Raw genomic sequence first — 15,344 nt, forward strand, 5'->3', positions numbered from 1 at the left:
CGTTCCCTCAGACCAGGTTGATGGGGGTGAACTCGGGGCCGACCAGTTCCGCGGGGTTGGCCCCGATGAACTGCGCCCCCGCGGCGTAGACGCTGCGGAAGTCGACCCTCACCGGCAGGTCCCCCTTGTCGAGGGCCTCCTCGGCGAGGTTGGGCTCGCCGCCGTAGACGCCGCCCTGGACGGCGCCCCCGCTGACGAACATTACCCCGCCCTTGCCGTGGTCGGTGCCCGCCGAGGCGTTCTGCTTGGCGCGGCGGCCGAACTCGCTGAAGACCATGACCATCACGTCGTTCCACTTGCCCTGGAGGATCATCTCCTGGCGGAAGGCCGAGAGCGCTTCCGACAGGCCCGCCAGCAGGTTGGCCTGGGTGCCCTGGACCCCGCCCTGGCCCGAGTGGGTGTCGAAGCCGCCTGAAGAAGCGTAGTAGACCTGGGAGGGGAAGTCGTACTTGATCAGGCGGGCGATGTCGCGGAAGCGGCGGCCGTAGCTGCTGTTGGGGAAGGTCGTGGCCGGGGCGAACTCCGCGGCCTGGGCCCCGCGCACCTTGTCCACGCTGCGGAGCATGTGGTCCATGGCGCGGCGCACCTCTTCGGCGGTGCCGCTGCGGGTCTGCTGGATCTGGCGCTGCAGCTCGCTTTGCAGCTGCTGCTCCCAGTCGCTGCTCCCCAGGCCGAAGCCGCCGATGCTCTCGATGCTCAGCCCCGACGTGTGCACGCCGCGGAGCGCGCGGGGCAGGGTGGAGCCGAAGTTGGTCGCGCAGAAGGGGTCGTTCTGCTCGTCGATGTAGCCCCCGAGCCATCCGGTCTTGTTGGGGCGCTCGGGGTCTCCGGTGTTCCAGATGGCGGTGGAGACGAAGTGGCTGCGGTTATGGTTGGGGTAGCCCACCTGGCTGATCAGGGCCAGCTGGCCGTTGTTCCAGAGGTTGTCCACCATGGGCTGCATGGCGGGGTGCAGCCCCAGGGTCATCCCCGGAGCGCCGAGGTCGAGGACGTCCGCAGCGGGGATGGCGATGTCGGGGCGGTAGGCCGCGTACTCGGGCTGGTTGTAGGGGATCAGGGTGTTGACCGCGTCGTTGCCCCCGAAGAGGTGGTAGAGCACCAGGATCTTGCCGTTGCCCCCCGCGGCCAGGGCGGTGCGGCTGAACAGCGAGGGCACCATCCCGGTGGCGGCGAGCGTGAACAGGCTGCGTTTGATGAAACTCCGGCGGTTCATGTTCCCTCCTAGAGCAGCTGCGCCTCGGGCGCAACCAGGCTGAGCGGGTTGACGGCTCCGTCCATGAAGACTGAGTAGTCGATGGGCCCCGGCGGGGGTCCGCCGTCGGGGGGCTGGGTGGCGAAGTCGATGAACTTGAGGCGCTGCAGCAACGAGGCGTCGGGGAGCCAGTCGGTGTTGGCCAGCGGCCAGCCCGAGACGTCGGGCGGGTTGTAGGGGTCCTGGTCCAGGCGGGCGCGCAGCCAGTAGGAAAGGTCGCTGTCCATGGGCACCTCCCGCTTGCCGGCGGCGTAGAGGAGGCCCACCGCGTACTCGAGGGGGCTCTTGACGAGGGCGTTGCGGGTGCCCTCGGCGTAGAACTCGGGATGCATGAAGAGCCACTTGAGGAAGTCGCGCACGGTGCCGCCCTTTAGCACGTCGGCGCCGACGTTGACCATCTCCTGGGTGGGTTCGGGATGGAAGAAGTACTTGAGGAGTTTACCGGCGACGAAGCGGTAGGTCTGGTCCTTGGCGAGGAGGATGTCGAGGACCTCGTAGCCCTCGAAGAGCGGGTTGAAGGTGTTGTGCACCCGCCGACCGAGGATGGTCTTGGGTTCGAAGTCGTGCACCTCGCCGTAGAAGAGGAAGTAGTGGTGGCCGTCTTCGTAGCTGACGCGCCAGCCGGTGAAGGCGCGGGCGATTTCCTGGATGTCCTTTTCGGTGTAGTGCCCCTCGCCCAGGGTGAACAGCTCCATCAGCTCCCGGGCCCAGTTCTCGTTGGGGTGCTCCTTGGTGCTGTCGTCGTTGTCGAGGTAGATGAGCATCGCCGGATCCTCGGCGATCATGTAGAGGAGGTCGCGGAACGAGGAGAGGCTGAGCTCGCGCAGCTTGTTGATCTTGTGGTAGGTGTTCCAGGCCCCGGTCTTGGAGGCCTCGGTCGTGAAGTGCCCGTGCCAGAAGAGGGTCAGGCGCTCCGCCAGCGGCGTCCGGGTCGTGAGCCAGTGGTTCACCCACTCGTGCACGTAGTTGGCGTCGTCGAAGTACGCGGGCTCCTGCTCGGTGGGCAGGTCGGGGGTGTCGAGCAGGGCGTCGACGGCGCGCTCGAGCCCCATCGCGGCCAGGTCGTCGGCCTCGTCGGCGTTGCCGCGGGCCGCGGCCCGGCGCAGCAGGTGCGCGGCCTCGTACCGCCCGAAGGGGCCGCGGTACTTGGCGCGCGCCCCCAGACCGCCGCAGGCGGTCAGCGTGCCGCCCACGAGGAGCAGGGCGAGCGCGGACTTCCAGGCGGAGCCGCTGGGGCGGTAGGGCGCCGTGGCGGGGAAGGCACCCGTCGTCGGAGCCGATCCGGAGCCCGTGGAGGAAGATTCCGGAAGGGGAGGGTTTAGGGTGCGGTTTTTGTCCATGACCCATGGTAGCAACCGCTGCGGAAAAAGTTGTAAAAAAGTGCAAGGAATATACCCGGTTTAAGTAAGACTACTTTTTCCGATGAAAAAGCCACAAAGCGAGCACGGCCCCCGACACGTCGGCCGCCCAGTCGGCCAGGCTGGCGTCGCGCCCGGGGACGAACGACTGGTGCCACTCGTCGCTGAGGCCGTAGAGCGCGGCCGCGGCGAGCGCCGGCGCCGGCGGCAGGCCGCCGGCGCGCAGCAGGCCTGCGAGCACCGCGTAGGTGATCAGGTGGGCCAGCTTGTCCCAGGGCGGCGGCAGGCCGACGCTGCTGCCGGGCTGGCTGGAGGCGGCGAAGATCAGCGCCGCCCAGGCGAGGGCGAGCAGCAGGAAGAACCGGTTCAAGCCCCCGCCTCGACGAACTCGACGAGCACGCCCCCGTACCAGCGCGGATGCACGAAGGCCACCCGGTGCCCCCCGAAGCCGCGGCGCGGCTCCTCGTCGATCAGGGGGGCGCCCGCGGCGGCGAGTTCGGCGAGCGTGCGCTCCAGGTCGGGGGTGGCGAAGGCCAGGTGGTGCAGGCCGGGTCCGCGGCGCTCCAGGAAGCGGCCCACGGGGGTCTCGGGGCCCAGCGGGACGAGCAGTTCGAGGCGGTGGCCTCCGCTGACCAGCATGAAGGCGTGGACGCCCTGCTGCGGCAGTTTTTCTTCGGCTTCGAGTGTGTAGCCGAGCGCCCGGTAGCGCTCGAGCATGGCCTCCGGTTCCGGGGTGGCGATGCCTACGTGGTGCAGGTCCATGCCTTCATTCTGCCCGACCGCGGTCCGCGGTGGAGCGGGCCGCCATTGCCGCCCGCACCTTGCGCCGCCGCCGCGCCCGGGTCTCGGCGCGCTTGGCCTCGGCCACGTAGCGCAGCCACTCCGCTTGGTGCGAGGGCGCCAGCGCGCGCCAGGCGTCGAGGGCGGCGGGGTGGTCCGCCAGCTCCGCTTCCAGCCGGGCGCGTTCGTCGCGGTCCACTAGTCGGCTCCGGCTTCGTTCAAGGCCTCCGCGTGCGGCGCCTTCCGGTCGGGGTCGACGCTGACGAGGTAGCCCTGCATGAGCAGCTCCATCGAGGTGGGCAGGGCGACGGCCAGGTAGCGCAGGAAGCGCTCCTCGTCGAGGTGCTCGTACCGCCTTCGGGCCTCGAGCACCCAGCGGCGCACGGCCTCGGGGAGGCGGGCTTCCCGGTCGAGGTCGGTCGTCAGCGGGCCGGTGTACTCGATCTGACGGTTGTAGCGGTTGCGTACGTAGAGGGTGCCCCGGTTCATCGTCCTCCTCAGCCTACCCCGCAGCGGCGCCGCGCGCTGCCGAATCTGCACCGCTTCCGGAAGTTCATCCCCGCTCCTTGTCGGGGTTTTGGTTGTAGCGGGCGCTCTGGCCGGGCGGGATCGTCAGGAAGCGCCACGCAGGCCCCTTCAGGTGCCGCCCCAGCAGCACGATCTGGCCGACGTGGTAGGCCAGGTGCGCCAGCGACCGCGCCAGCGCCTCCTCGACGCTGAAGCCTACGCCGCGGATCGTGACCCGCCGGGTGCGGTCCGCCTCGCCGAGCGCCAGCGCCTCCCGTTCCACGATCGCCCACGCCTCGCGCCAGGCGTGCTCCAGCTCGCTCCGGCTCGCTCCGGAGGCGTCGAACTCGGCCTCGCGTTCGCGCCAGGGCTTCTCGCCGTCCTCGCTGAGGAAGTTCGTGAAACGGGAGCGCAGGTTGCCCGAGAGGTGCTTCCATAGGTCGGCCACCGCGTTCTCGCCGGGGCCCAGGCGGGTGAACAGCGCCTCGTCGTCGAGCTGGGCCACCGCCTCTTCGAGCATTCGCTTGTACCGCCGGAATTCCTGCGCGTAGGGTTGCATGCCTCCTCCTTATTGCGGCGAGGTCCGGAGCCGGCGGCGGATCCGGTCCCAGGTCTGCAGCGCGGGCTTGGGCCGCCCGTCCGCGTCGGTCAGGCCCATGCGGGTGAACATCCCCAGGGTTTGCAGGTCGCGGTCGCTGCCGATCGCCTCCCGGTAGGCCTCCAGGTCCAGGTCGTTGTAGAGCAGGTAGATCCAGAACGCGAGCCGCGGGCCCAGCTGGTCGGCGACGGCGTTCAGGTAGGCGATCTGGTTTTGGTCCGAGCCGGGCCGGCGCCCCGAGCCGCGGGAGGCGCAGCCGCCCTCGCCCAGCGCGAGCGGACGGTCGGTGCGCCGGGCGAGCGGGGCGTAGTACCCCGCCCCCGGGGCGCGGCCGCCGAGCCAGAGGCAGGGGTAGGAGGAGATCACCCAGAGGTCGAGCCGGGGCTCGAAGGCCTCGATCAGGCTCCAGTCGGGACCTCCGGGGGCGGCCCGCAGCTCGTCCCACTGGAAGGTGGTGAAGACGCGGGTGGCGGGCGAGGCGCGCTTGACCGCCGCGTAGGTCTCCAGGTAGAGCGAGACCAGGTGGGGCGCGTCCTCCGGATGGGCGGTCATGTAGGTGTTGACCTCCGAGCCCAGGCCCAGGTAGCGGGGGCGGTACGTGCGTGCGATCCGCACGGCGAAGTTCTTGAAGGCCCGGCGGATGCGCGGGTCCGCGAAGCTGGGCGGCCCCCAGGCCGCGGGCACCCCCTGAAAGGCGCGGCGGTCGAGGCCGTTGAGGGCGTCGACCACGAAGATGGGCTCGAGCCCCTGCTCGCGGCTCAGCCGCACCAGGTTGGCCAGGTCGGCGAAGCGGCGCGAGTCGGCCTCGGGGCCGCGCTCGAACGCCTCCCAGGGGACGTTGCGCTGGAGCAGCACGGCGTCGGCGTGGCGTCCGATGCCGCGCAGGGTGGCGAGCAGGCTGGACCACTCGATGCGGGCGGGCGAGGGGAAGAAGCCCATCCAGGGGCCGTCCTGGGCCCGCACGGGGCCCGGGTAGGCCAGAAGGGCCGCCAGCAGCAGCGCGGCCCAAGGCCGCCCCTGCCCGCTCAACGGCGGTCGTCCCTTCGCACCTGCCTGGCTGCGTGCACCCCGCGGCCCTCCCTCCCCGAGGCCGGCGACCGGGCGTTCCCGGTGCGCCGGGCGCGGACGGTTTGCTTCCATCCTACCGCGCCCCGCCCCGAGGGCACGGAGGGCCCAAAAACAAAGGCGCCCGCAGGCGCCTTTGGTCGGTTGCGGGTTCAGGCTAGTAGCCCGCGGACTCCACCACGGTCACGTTCGCGGCCGAGGGGCCCTTGGGGCCATCTTCCACTTCGAACTCCACGACGTCGCCTTCGTTGAGGGTGCGGAAACCCGAGGAGTTGATGGCGCTGAAGTGCACGAACACGTCGCTGCCACCTTCGCGCTCAATGAAACCATAGCCTTTTTCCGCGTTGAACCACTTCACTTTACCTTTTTCCATTACTGCTCCTTTACTCCTGCCCTTTCGGGCAACGCACGGGGGCTGGGCGATGAGACTTACCAATTTGGCCACCACAGCTTTCCCGCAGCGCGCTTCATTGTAGCACAGATGTCCGCCGCCGCATTTGCGGGGCATGTGAAGCACCCCCCGCGGCCGGCCGCGGGGGGTGCGGGATCGGGCCCTTCAGCCCTTGGCCACGAGGTTGACGAGCTTTCCGGGAACGTAGATCTCCTTGACGAGCTGCTTGCCCTCGAGGTGGCGGCGGACGTTTTCGTGCGCCTTGGCGCGGGCGATCGCCTCGTCCTTGTCGATCTCAGCGGGCACCTCGATCCGCGCCCGCACCTTGCCGTTCACCTGCACCACCAGGGTGAGGGTGTCGGCGGCCAGGGCGGCCTCGTCGTAGGTCGGCCAGCGGGCGTCGAAGACCGAGTTCTCGTTGAAGCGGTGCCACAGCTCCTCGGCGATGTGGGGGGCGAAGGGGGCCAGGAGCTGCAGGTAGCCCAGCACCGCGTTCTTGTAGACCGCGTTCGCCTCGCTCGTCTTGCGGAAGTCGTAGAGCGCGTTGAGCATCTCCATGAGCGCGGCGATGGCGGTGTTGAAGCGCAGGCCCTCGACGTCCTCGGTGACCTTCTTGATCGTCTGGTTGAGCTTGCGGTAGAGGGTCTTGTCCGCGCCCTCGAGCCGGGCGGGGTCGAAGGCCTCGGGGGCCTGGCGCAGGGCTTCTTCGTCCTCCACCACCCGCCGCCAGACGCGGTTCAAGAACCGCCAGGCGCCCTGCACGCCCTCCTCGGTCCAGACCATCTCCTTCTCCGGCGGGGCGGCGAAGAGGATGGTCACGCGGGCGATGTCGGCGCCCTGCTCGCGCACGAAGGGACCGACCATCACGCCGTTGCCCAGTGACTTGCTCATCACCGCCGGCTTCCAGAAGTGGAGGTGGCCGTCCTCGCCCTCGCGCAGCTCGGCGCCCATCTTCTTCACGTCGTCCCGGCTCAGCTCGGAGGTCTCCAGCTCCAGGCGGATGCGCGCCTCCTCGCTCAGGCGCACGCGCTCGCCCTCGACCTGGACGGGGCCGTAGTCGGTCCAGCCCATGACCATGCCCTGGGTGAAGAGGCGTTCGAAGGGCTCGTCCACCGCGACCATCTTCTGGTCGTGGAAGAACTTGGTGAAGAAGCGCGAATAGAGGAGGTGCAGCACCGCGTGCTCGATGCCGCCGATGTACTGGTCGACGGGCATCCAGTAGTCGGCCTTGTCGCGCGCGAAGGGCCGGCGCTCGTTGTGGGCGTCGGTGTAGCGCAGGTAGTACCACGACGAGTCGAAGAAGGTGTCCATGGTGTCGGCGTCGCGCCGCGCCGGGCCGCCGCACTTGGGGCAGGTGGTGCGGATGAACTCGGGGTGGGCCTCGAGCGGGCTCTTGCCCTGGGGCCGGATCTGCTCGACGTCCTTGATCTCGGGCAGCTCGACCGGCAGCTGGTCCTCGGGGACCGGAACCACGCCGCAGTTCTCGCAGTGAATCATCGGGATGGGCGTGCCCCAGTAACGCTGGCGGCTGATCAGCCAGTCGCGCAGCCGGTAGGTGACCGTGGCCTCGCCCAGCCCCTTCGCGGCGAGCCACTCGGTGATCTTCTTCTTGCCCTCCTCGCTGGGCAGGCCCGTGAACTCGCCCGAGTTGATCATGACGCCGGGGCCCTCGTAGGCGGCCTCGAGCGGCTCGGGCAGGTCCTCGCCCTCGGGCTTGACGACCGGGACGATCTCGAGCCCGAACTTGCGGGCGAACTCGAAGTCGCGCTGGTCGTGGGCCGGCACCGCCATGATGGCCCCGGTGCCGTAGCCGTAGAGCACGTAGTCGGCGGTCCAGATGGGCACCTTCCGGCCGTTCACCGGATTTATGGCGTAGGCGCCGGTGAAGACGCCGGTCTTCTCCCGGTCTTCGGTCTGGCGTTCGATCTCGCTCTTGAGCTGCGAGGCGCGGACGTATTCTTCCACCTCGGCGCGGCGCTCGGGGGTGGCGAGCTCGAGCGTCAGCGGGTGTTCAGGGGCGATGACCATGAAGGTGGCCCCGAAGAGGGTGTCGGGCCGGGTGGTGAAGACCTCGAGCGCCTCGTCCCGGCCCTCGAGCGCGAACTTCACCGTGGCCCCCTCGCTGCGCCCGATCCAGGCGCGCTGCATCGCCTTCACCTTCTCGGGCCAGTGCTCCAGCTTGTCCAGGTCGTCGAGCAGCCGGTCGGCGTAGGCGGTGATCTTCAGGTACCACTGCTCCAGGTTCTTCTTCTCGACCAGGGTGTCCTCGTGGCGCCAGCAGCGCCCCTCGACGACCTGCTCGTTGGCCAGCACCGTCTGGCACTTGGGGCACCAGTTCACCAACCCGCCGGCGCGGTAGACCAGCCCCGCCTCGTACATCTTGATGAAGATCCACTGGTTCCAGCGGTAGTAGTCGGGGGTGCAGGTGGTCACCTCGCGGTCCCAGTCGTAGAGGATCCCCATCAGGTTCAGCGATTCCTTGGCCTTGGCGATGTTGTCGAAGGTCCAGTCGGCCGGGTGCTTGCCGAACTTGAGGGCGGCGTTCTCGGCCGGCAGGCCGAAGGCGTCCCACCCCATGGGGTGGAGCACGCTGTACCCCTGCTGCTTCTTGAAGCGGGCCAGGGCGTCGCCCATGGTGTAGTTCTTGAGGTGGCCCATGTGCAGGTCGCCCGAAGGGTAGGGGAACATCTCCAGGACGTAGTACTTCGCCCCTTCCTCGCGGGCCTTCATCAGGCCGCGCTCTTCCCAGAAACGCTGCCATTTGGGTTCGATCGCGTGGGGGTTGTATTTGCTCATCGTTCCTCCGGTGAAGCCTAAAAAACCCTCCCGCAGCAGGGGAGGGAGCGGACCCGTAGGGCTCCCTCAGGCGGGGGGTAGGCCGGTGCGCGTCATCGCTAAGAGTATACGCTCGCGTGCATGGAAAAAACAAAGATGATATAACGACGTAAACCGTTTGGGAGGTGCTATGAAAAAGCTTATCGGATTCGTTGCGTTGTTCGCCCTGCTCGTGCTTTCCGCCTGCACCGGGCCGGCGGCGGGCAAGCCGGCCTACGCCCCCGAACCGCGCGTCGCCGGGGAAGCCGGCCTGGCCCTCGCCGTGCCCGACGTGGTGCTCTTCGCCGTCTCCGGCCGTTGCGGCGTGCCCTGCGACGGCGCACCCACAGGCAACTACGACTACCTGACCGAGCGCGGCACCGCCCAGGCGGTGGCCCAGGCGTTCCGCGACCTGGGCCGGAGCGTCCTCGTGCTCACCTACAGCTCGCACCTCTACAACCACTACTCCTCGATCAGCGGCGCCTACGAGTACGGTTTCCTGCAGCTCGAGGCCGACTTCGACTGGGTGCGGCGCAACTGGCCCGGCAGCCGGCGGGTGCTTCTGGGCCATTCCCACGGCACCAACTGGACCCACAACCTGCTGCGCGCCCACCCCGGCTGGACCGCCGACTACCTGATCGACCTCGACGGCATCTGCGCGCTCTGGGAAGGCGACAACCGCCCGTACTTCGACGATTTCTACGCCCGCTACGGCAACCCCTGGCCGGTGGACCTGTCCGAGAGCTGCGACGTCGAGCCCATCGAGAAGTACTGGTGGTGGACCTCGTACTACAGCGCCAAGGACGTGGCCTACCCCGGCGCGACCTACAACCTCGAGGTGCAGTCGGCCCGCCTCCTGGCCGCGGACGTGCAGCCGGAGGGGAACACCAGCCTGGTCTTCGACTACACCGACAACATCCGCCTGGACGCGGGGTACTGGAACGTCTGGACCTACGTCGCCGACGAGGACCACAACGGCATCACCTACCCGGGGTCGAGCGCCCTCGACTGGGTGCGGTCGCGCATCGCCGCGCTGGGCCTGCCCTAGGCACTCCTCACCGGCCTTCACCCCGCGCGTCCTAGACTGGGGCATGCTGCGGATCGGCGAACTGGCGCGCGCCGCCGGCGTCTCGGTGGACACGCTGCGCTTCTACGAGCGCCGCGGCCTCCTGCGGCCGGCGGCGCGCAGCACGGCGGGCTACCGCCTCTACGACGAGGCGGCCCTGCGGCGCCTGGACTTCATCCGGCGGGCGGGGGCCCTGGGCTTCACCCTCCGCGAGGTGGCCGGATTGCTGGAGGTGATGGAGGAGGGGCAGCCGCCCTGCGCTCACGTGCGCGCCCTGCTTGAGGGCAAGCTCGCCGCCCTGGAAGAGCGGATGCGCGAGCTCGAGGCCCTGCGGCGGGAGCTGGCCGAGCGGCTTGCCTGGGCGCGCGCCCACCCCGACCCCGCCTGCGACGGCGCGGACGCCTGCGTCTACCTCGACCCGCCCGCCTGAGGCTTGACCCTGGACCGCGGTCCAGGGTCTAGGCTGAACCCGGGAGGTGGGGGATGATCCGACTTAAGCTCTTCGGCATGACCTGCGCGGGTTGCGCCGAGGCCGTGGGCCGGGCGCTCGAGGCCGTGCCCGGGGTGCGCAAGGTGGCCGTCGACTACGAGGCGGCGCGGGCCGAGGTCTGGGGCGACGCCGACCCCGGGGACCTGATCGCCGCAGTGCGGGCGGCCGGCTACGAGGCCCGGTTGGAAGAAGCGGGCGGACCGGCGGCGGCCGTGAAAAACGAGTCCACGAGCCCCGACCTGGTGGTGATCGGCAGCGGTTCGGCGGGGGTGGCGGCGGCGCTGGAGGCCGCGGGTCGGGGCGCGCGGGTGTGGGTCGTCGAGTCCGGCACCCTGGGCGGGACCTGCGTCAACGTGGGCTGCGTACCCTCCAAGACGCTGCTCAGGGCCGGCGAGGCCGCCGAGCGGGCCCGCAACGCAGGCTTTCCCGGCGTCGAAGCCCGGGGGGCGGAGGTGGACTTCGCGGGGGTGGCCCGCGCGCGCGACGCGCTGGTAAGCGATCTGCGCAAGCGCAAGTACCGCGAGGTGCTCGAGGCCGCGGGGGTGGTCCTCAAGCAGGGGCACGCCCGCTTCACCGCGCCCGACCGCCTGGAGGTGGACGGCGAACCGGTCGCCGCCCACGCCTACCTGGTGGCCACCGGTGCGGAGCCGGTTCTGCCCACCGTTCCCGGGCTGGAGGGGGGCCGGATCTGGACCTACCTGGACGCCACCACCGCCCGCGAACGCCCCGAAAGTCTGGTCGTCGTCGGCGCCGGTGCGGTTGGGCTGGAGCTGGCCCAGGCCTACCGGCGGCTGGGGAGCCGGATCGTCGTCCTTGAAGCCCAAGACCGCATCCTGCCGGGCGAGGACGAGGAACTGACCACCCTGCTGCGGGGCTACCTGGAAAAGGAAGGCCTGCAGGTCGTTACCGGAGTCCGGGTGGAGCGGATCGAGGGGGGAGAGGTGCGCACGACCGGGGGAGTCTACGAGGGCGAGCGGGTGCTCGTGGCCACCGGCCGCCGCGCGCGCACCCGGGGGCTGGGGCTCGAGGCCGCCGGCGTCGAGCTCGACGCCGGCGGCTTTGTCCGCGTGGACACGGCCCTCCGCACCTCCAATCCGCACGTCTTTGCCGCGGGTGACGTGGCGGGCTTGCCCCAGTTCGTCTACGTCGCGGCCCAGTCGGGGAGGGTGGCGGCGCAGAACGCCCTGGGGGCGGGCGCCACCCTCGACCTCGCCGCCGTTCCCCGCGTCACCTTCACCGACCCGGCGCTCGCCGCCGTGGGCCTGAGCGAGGCCGAAGCGCGGGCGCGGTACGGCGAGGGTGTTCGCACCGCGACCCTCGACCTGGCCGACCTGCCCCGGGCGCTGGCCGCCTTCGACACCCGCGGTCGCTTCAAGATCGTCGTGGACGCAGAGGGCCGGGTGCTGGGGCTGCAGCTGCTGGCGCCGGAAGCGGGCGACATGATTGCCGAGGGGGCGCTGGCCGTGCGCCTGGGGCTCGGCTACCGCGAGCTGATCGAGACCTACCACCCCTACCTGACCCTTGCCGAGGGGGTTCGGTTGGTCGCCCAAGCCCTGGACACCGACGTCAAACGGCTTTCTTGCTGCGCCTAGCGTTTGCATGCGCCGGACTACGGCGACTCAGTGCGGCTCGGCTCGATTGCTGGAAGGTTCAGTAGCCGGGCGGGAGCCGGCGGTTGCGGTACTTAAGGCGCAGCCAGGTGTAGTAGACCCAGCCCGCCAGCGCCAGGATGGCGATGTAGACGAAGGCGGTGACCAGCACCCAAACGGTGAGCACGAGGCCCAGCAACGCGGCCACGATGAAGACCGCCCAGGCCAGGGGTCCGCGCAGATTGAAGCGTCGGGCGAAACGTCCGTTCACGTCCCCATTATCCCTGCCGCGGTGTGGAAGTCGTGAAAGGTAAACTGAGTGCATGAAAAGGCTGGTGCTGCTGGGCTGGATGCTGGCCGTCGCGCTGGGGGCCGGGTGGGGGCAGGTGACGAGTGAGCGGGTCCGGGTGCTCTACCCCCGACCGGAGCTGGCCGCCTACGCCGAACGGGTGGCGCGCGAGGCGGAGGCGGCGTTGGACCTGCTGGAACCGCTGTTCGGGGCGCGCGAGGGGCCGGTGGTGCTGCGCATCAACGATACCGTCGACGTCTTCAACGCCTACGCCACCACGGTGCCGCGGCGCACGGTGGAGCTCCTCGCCCCGGTGCCCGCGGGCGCGGTCGTCGACCTGCGCAGCCCCAGCGTCAGCTACCTGCTGCTGGTGCACGAGCTGACCCACACCCGCCAGCTTAGCTTTCGCGAACGGCCGGGCGGCCAGCCGCCGCTGCGGCTGGGGTTGGCGACCGAGCTCTCGGCGCCGATGCCGCCGGCGTGGTTCGTGGAGGGGCTGGCCACCTTCATGGAGTCGCGCTTTACCCCCGGCGGACGGCTCGACTGGGCCTTCACCCAGGGGTTGATCAACGCGTTGCTCGAGGAGGACCGCTTCCCCGACCTGGCCGACATGAGCCTATACACCTACGACGCCTGGCCCCGGGGGCTGACCCGGTACCTGCTCGGGGTGCGTTTCGTGCAGGACCTGATCGAGCGTCGCGGTTGGGATGCGGTGCTGAACGCTTTGCGTGAATACAACACCGGCCTCGTGGCCCCGCCTTCGTTTGCCGAAGCCTGGAGGCGGGCGAACGGCCGCGCACTCGCGGACGAGTGGCATGACTGGGTGGAACGCGAGCGCCGGCGGACCGCGGCCTACGCCGAGGCGGCGCTGCCGCGCGGCGAGACCGTCGTAAGCGGCAGGGACCCGGTGCTGAGCCCCGACGGCCGCCGGCTCGCGTTCGTTCGGCGCAGCGGCGTGTGGGTGGCCGCGCGCGACGGCTCCGGGGCGCGGCGGCTGGCCCCGGTCCACCCGCAGCGGCTCTGGTGGGGCGACGAAAGCATCCTGATCTACAGCCGCTACTTCCGCGAGGGCGACGGCGTGGCCAGCGACGTGTTCGCTCTCGACGTCGCCACCGGCCGAGAGACCCGCCTTACCCGGGGGCGCCACGCCCGACTGGCGGCCCCCGGCCCCGAAGGTTGCGTCTACTTCGTGCGCGACCGGGCGGGCGAAGCCGCCGCGCTTGGGCGCTGGTGCGCGGGACGGGTGGAGGAGGTGTGGCGGGCGCCGGGCGGCGAGCACCTGGTCGGCCTGGCGTTGAGCCCCGGCGGGCGGGTGGCCCTGGCCGTGGCCCACGGCGGGGTGGTGGACGTGGCCCTGCTCGAGGGCGGCCGGCTGCGCTACCTGGCGGCCGGCCCGCTGGACGTCGTGCCGCCCGCACGCGCGCCCGATCCCTGCGCGGGCGGGGGCGCGGAGCTGGGAACGGGTTACCGGCGGGACCGCTACCAGCACCTCCAACCCACGTGGGACGGCGACGGCGCCCTGCTCTTCCTCGGCGACGAGGGCGGGGTCTTCGACCTGTACCGGATGGAGATGCCGGAAGGACGGGTGACCCGGCTCAGCGCCACCCTGGGCGGAATCGTGGGGGCCGCCGCGCATCAGGGCGCCTACGTGGTGGCCGAGTTGCGCGGTCAGGGCTACGGCATCTACCCGCTGGCGCCGCTGGGCGAGCCCGTGCGCGCCGCGGCTCCGAACGCGGCGCCGGGCGGCGAGGCGTGCTCGGAAACGATGCCCGCGAACTGGCGGGCGCCCGAACGCCCCCTGGAACGCGCCTCCTACCGGCCCTGGTCCAGCTTGAAACCCTACGGCTGGCTGCCCACGAACTTCAGCGTCGCCGCGAACCCGCCCTACCTGGGTCTGGAGCTCAGCGTCTACGGCCTCGACGACTCGCGGGTCTACAGCTACCGGGCGGCGCTCGGGTACGACCCGACGCTCGCAGGAACCTCCTACGGGGCCTACGCCTACGTGGAGGCCGGCGCCGGAGCGGGCGTCGACCTGGTCGGGCGCACCGCGCCCCTGGGGTTCACGCTCCGCGGCGGGGCCTGGCCCTCCCGGGGCGAGGTCGTCTTCGGGGTGGTGCCGGGGCTCGCGAGCACCGGCTTTTGGGACCGCTGGAACTGGCGGGCCCGCTTCGAGGCCGGGCCCGTCTGGAGCGCGGCGGCGGGCTGGCGGCTGAGCTACGGCGGGTTCGTGCGCGCGGGACGCGAAGGGCGCGACGCCTGGGGTTACCTCACCGGCGGCGGTTACGGCGGCGTCTATGGGGGGCCGGGTTCCGTCTGGGGCCTTGCCGGTGCGGCCTGGAAGTGGGGCGGGCGGGACCTGGCGCTCGAGGCCCGTTTTGCGGGCGGAACGGGCACGCCGGTGCCCGTGGGGGCGGGTGCGGTGGGCGACGCCGCGGCGCTGGAGGCGCGGCTGCGCTACTGGACCCTCCCGCGCTGGCGCACCCCCGACGGCTGGCTGGCGCTCGAGCGCGTCACCCTCGCCCCCGGGGTGCACGGACGTTACGACCCGGCCGCGGGCGCGCTGGGTTACGGCGCCGATCTGGGAATCTACGCGGATACGGTGCTCTTTTACATGGTTCCGCTGCCGCTGGGCGTGCGCGCGGGCTGGGACGGCGGCTGGTGGTGGCGGTTGGAGCTGGGGCCGTGGTGAGGGCGGTGCGTGGTACGTGGTACGTGGTACGTGGTGCGTGGTAGCGGGGCTGGCCTGTGGCCCGTAGCTTGTAGCCTGTGGTGGGCCAGCCAGCGGCAACCGAATCTCGGCTTCTCTCCTGGCATGGTCCTGAATCAAGTTCAGGGCAGGCTCCCGGATCTCGGCGGCATAATGCCGCCTCGTCCGGGGATACGGGAAAGGCAGGAAGTAGGGGGTGGGGTGTGGGAGGTAGGTTTTTCAAGAACCCCGCCAACGAGCTCCGGGTCAGCACGTTAATGATGAAAAAGCGCTTTTCCCACATCCCACACCCAACACCCCACATCCCGGCGAAGCCCGCGAGCCGGGCCTGCCCCAGACCTGATCCGGGGCCCCATGCCGCGCCATTGCCCCACGGTTTGGTCGCCGCAAAACTAACCTCCCTCCCCTGGGGGAGGGCCGGGGTGGGCGTTGTTGGCG

The 15,344-nt window shown here is 70.5% G+C and carries 15 protein-coding genes; 4 read left to right on the forward strand and 11 right to left on the reverse strand.

Annotated features, from left to right (window positions below):
• Nucleotides 1–7 precede the first annotated feature (7 nt).
• The 10 genes from OCEPR_RS02305 to leuS all read right to left on the reverse strand — a co-directional run bounded on the left by OCEPR_RS02305 (nt 8) and on the right by leuS (nt 8,747).
• The gene (locus OCEPR_RS02305) at nt 8–1,213 is read right to left on the reverse strand and encodes a DUF1501 domain-containing protein (RefSeq protein WP_013457094.1); all 1,206 of its coding nucleotides are present in this window, start codon (nt 1,211–1,213) and stop codon (nt 8–10) included.
• A gap of 8 nt (nt 1,214–1,221) precedes the next feature.
• A complete protein-coding gene (locus tag OCEPR_RS02310) occupies nt 1,222–2,592 on the reverse strand; it encodes a DUF1800 domain-containing protein (protein ID WP_013457095.1) in 1,371 nt (456 codons plus the stop codon).
• 70 nt (nt 2,593–2,662) lie between these two features.
• Nucleotides 2,663–2,980 carry a VanZ family protein gene (locus OCEPR_RS02315; RefSeq protein ID WP_013457096.1) on the reverse strand — a complete coding sequence of 106 codons (318 nt, stop codon included), beginning with the start codon at nt 2,978–2,980 and terminating at the stop codon, nt 2,663–2,665.
• Nucleotides 2,977–3,372: a methylmalonyl-CoA epimerase gene (gene mce, locus OCEPR_RS02320; protein WP_013457097.1), complete on the reverse strand. Its 396-nt coding sequence runs from the start codon at nt 3,370–3,372 to the stop codon at nt 2,977–2,979. The genes OCEPR_RS02315 and mce overlap by 4 nt, the downstream gene beginning before the upstream one ends.
• A gap of 4 nt (nt 3,373–3,376) precedes the next feature.
• The gene (locus OCEPR_RS12745; RefSeq protein WP_013457098.1) at nt 3,377–3,589 is read right to left on the reverse strand and encodes a YdeI/OmpD-associated family protein; all 213 of its coding nucleotides are present in this window, start codon (nt 3,587–3,589) and stop codon (nt 3,377–3,379) included.
• Nucleotides 3,589–3,879 carry a hypothetical protein gene (locus OCEPR_RS12750; RefSeq protein ID WP_013457099.1) on the reverse strand — a complete coding sequence of 97 codons (291 nt, stop codon included), beginning with the start codon at nt 3,877–3,879 and terminating at the stop codon, nt 3,589–3,591. The genes OCEPR_RS12745 and OCEPR_RS12750 overlap by 1 nt, the downstream gene beginning before the upstream one ends.
• Nucleotides 3,880–3,943: 64 nt before the next feature.
• Entirely contained in the window at nt 3,944–4,456 is a 513-nt protein-coding gene (locus tag OCEPR_RS02335) for a DUF1572 family protein (protein ID WP_013457100.1), read from the reverse strand.
• 9 nt (nt 4,457–4,465) lie between these two features.
• The gene (locus tag OCEPR_RS02340; RefSeq protein ID WP_013457101.1) at nt 4,466–5,524 is read right to left on the reverse strand and encodes a hypothetical protein; all 1,059 of its coding nucleotides are present in this window, start codon (nt 5,522–5,524) and stop codon (nt 4,466–4,468) included.
• 193 nt (nt 5,525–5,717) lie between these two features.
• Nucleotides 5,718–5,933: a cold-shock protein gene (locus OCEPR_RS02345; protein WP_013457102.1), complete on the reverse strand. Its 216-nt coding sequence runs from the start codon at nt 5,931–5,933 to the stop codon at nt 5,718–5,720.
• 183 nt (nt 5,934–6,116) lie between these two features.
• Nucleotides 6,117–8,747, reverse strand: a complete 2,631-nt coding sequence (gene leuS, locus OCEPR_RS02350; protein ID WP_013457103.1) for a leucine--tRNA ligase — start codon at nt 8,745–8,747, stop codon at nt 6,117–6,119.
• Nucleotides 8,748–8,916: 169 nt separating this feature from the next.
• On the opposite strand from leuS, the gene OCEPR_RS02355 reads away from it, so the two are divergent.
• The 3 genes from OCEPR_RS02355 to merA are packed head-to-tail and all read left to right on the forward strand — an operon-like array spanning nt 8,917 to nt 11,913.
• Nucleotides 8,917–9,813 (forward strand): histidine phosphatase family protein, encoded by an 897-nt coding sequence (locus tag OCEPR_RS02355; protein WP_013457104.1) that lies wholly within the window; start codon nt 8,917–8,919, stop codon nt 9,811–9,813.
• 43 nt (nt 9,814–9,856) lie between these two features.
• Nucleotides 9,857–10,261, forward strand: a complete 405-nt coding sequence (locus OCEPR_RS02360) for a heavy metal-responsive transcriptional regulator (RefSeq protein WP_013457105.1) — start codon at nt 9,857–9,859, stop codon at nt 10,259–10,261.
• A gap of 53 nt (nt 10,262–10,314) precedes the next feature.
• Nucleotides 10,315–11,913 (forward strand): mercury(II) reductase, encoded by a 1,599-nt coding sequence (gene merA / locus OCEPR_RS02365; RefSeq protein WP_013457106.1) that lies wholly within the window; start codon nt 10,315–10,317, stop codon nt 11,911–11,913.
• 58 nt (nt 11,914–11,971) lie between these two features.
• Here the strand turns inward: merA and OCEPR_RS02370 are convergent, their stop codons facing one another.
• Nucleotides 11,972–12,181 (reverse strand): hypothetical protein, encoded by a 210-nt coding sequence (locus tag OCEPR_RS02370; protein ID WP_013457107.1) that lies wholly within the window; start codon nt 12,179–12,181, stop codon nt 11,972–11,974.
• Between the two features lie 52 nt (nt 12,182–12,233).
• Here OCEPR_RS02370 and OCEPR_RS02375 point away from each other — a divergent pair, with 52 nt between their 5' ends.
• The gene (locus tag OCEPR_RS02375) at nt 12,234–14,888 is read left to right on the forward strand and encodes a gluzincin family metallopeptidase (protein ID WP_013457108.1); all 2,655 of its coding nucleotides are present in this window, start codon (nt 12,234–12,236) and stop codon (nt 14,886–14,888) included.
• The last annotated feature ends 456 nt before the right edge of the window (nt 14,889–15,344 follow it).

It is taken from the genome of Oceanithermus profundus DSM 14977 (assembly GCF_000183745.1).
Taxonomy (GTDB): Bacteria; Deinococcota; Deinococci; order Deinococcales; family Marinithermaceae; genus Oceanithermus; species Oceanithermus profundus.